The organism is Brevibacillus centrosporus, from assembly GCF_003710815.1.
GTDB classification, from domain to species: domain Bacteria; phylum Bacillota; class Bacilli; order Brevibacillales; family Brevibacillaceae; genus Brevibacillus; species Brevibacillus centrosporus.
On sequence record NZ_RHHP01000064.1, the window covers coordinates 1 to 1,716 of the forward strand.

Here is a 1,716-nt window from a genome sequence, read left to right on the forward strand (position 1 = left end):
CGATAGAAAGCTGGATGACAGATGTATCTGGTTGGAAAGGAAACGCCATCTCAATCGAGTTACTACCGTGGGAAACCTTACGAAGTACGATGCAGTCGTTTGCTTCACCAGTCCGTACAGGCAGGTAAGGGGAATGTTCGATGGTTACAAACCTAATCACGGTGCTCATCCTCCATTTCGATTTTTAATTCTTGCCCGGCGACTACCCGGCACATGATCAACTGCCCGTTCGGTTGGGTAAACCGCGTGATGCTTTCTGCGTTATCTACAAAGCACGGGGCAACAATCCCGCTTTGCTGGCTCAGAACATCCCGCAGCTCCAGTCCGGCACGGATGCTTTCGGACAGAGACAGTTTTCTGTATGGCTTGCCGTCCATCTCGATCTCAAAGTCCGGCTTGTACTCGCCATCTGTTTTGTTCAGTTTGAACAGGCTAATCGAAAGGCTGGTAAACAGGTCTTGAACCTTGGTGGCCTGCAGCTCTGCTTCTTTTGCTTGGAAAGCCTTGATTGTATCGAGGATGAAGATGGACTCATTCCGACTTGCTAGCGTTTCAGCTTCTGCAACTTTAGCTTGTTCGATCTGGTACTCCAGCTGATCGCGTCTGGCGCATGCTTTGAGCGCATCAAGCAGTGGTAGCTTGTCCTGTTCAAGAGTGCGGATCTTTTCATGCTGTTCAGAAACGTCGATATATTCGAGCGTTGCAAGCTGTGCTTCGGCTTCTTTTCGCTTGGCGACCAACGCTGCATGCTGTTCCTTATAGGCGTGTACACGACGCTCTTTGTCATCAGTCACTGCCTGTACAGCCTCGTCTTGCAGGGGTTGTTTGCAAGTCCTGCAGGTATCAGCTATCTGTTCATCACGTAGCGCCGGCCATTTTGCAGCTGATGCGCTAATCTGCTCTTGCATCGCTTTTATTTGTGCTTTCAACGCAGTGTATTGGCGGTTTGTCTCAGCGGCTGCATCCATTGACCGTTCAATTTCTGTAATCTGGTCGTCTAGGGCCGCAATCTTTGCTTTTGCTTCTTCGATGTCCACATCCGTTGCTGGCAAGCTGTCCAACTGCTCAAGCAGTGTCTTGGTGCGGCTTCTTGCTGCTATGTACTGCTCGTTCTGCTTGGCTTTGTTCTTTTTGTGGTCCCCTAACAAATCTGCAAGCTTCTTTTGCTTGAACAACTCCTCAAGTTTGGCTGCCTGAGCATCAGGAAGATGTTTGAATACTTCTTTGTTTGTAGGTGGTGCAATGGATCGCAGCAGAAGCTCACGCTGTTCATTTTTTTGCATTGTGAAGAAGTAAGTTGGATTGAATAACGACAGAAACAAATCTTTGTCGATGATAGACTTCACTAACTCATCAAATACGGTAAAAGTTTTTGTTGATTCGTTGATGTAGTAGGTAGCCTTTCCGTCCTCAATCCCACGCCCTAGAAGAATCTGTTTGTCATCGACTGAAAACAGCAGTTCCACCTTTACCTCGTCAAAATCGTAGCCAATCGGTGTGGGATCAAGCTTGCTTCCAAGTACGTCTGTACCGTACAATGTCCATGAAATGGCTTCCGGGATACTGGACTTGCCTTTCGCATTGTCACCGCTGATCTTGGTAAGGTCGCCAAACTCTACGACAAGATCACGGTGGCTTTTAAAATTTTTGAGACTCAGCTTTTGAAACCGAATGATCATCGTTACCTACTCCCCTGCCTTCATTTCTACTGCCCCC

1 protein-coding gene is annotated in these 1,716 nt (G+C 47.9%); it reads right to left on the minus strand.

From position 1 onward, the window contains the following. Window positions 1–152: 152 nt before the first annotated feature. Entirely contained in the window at window positions 153–1,679 is a 1,527-nt protein-coding gene (locus tag EDM55_RS29830; RefSeq protein ID WP_122962130.1) for an AAA family ATPase, read from the minus strand. Window positions 1,680–1,716: the final 37 nt, after the last annotated feature.

Excerpts from the sequence above, each read along its gene's own strand:
- EDM55_RS29830 (WP_122962130.1), bottom strand. The coding sequence starts at position 1,679 with ATGATCATTCGGTTTCAAAAGCTGAGTCTCAAAAATTTTAAAAGCCAC.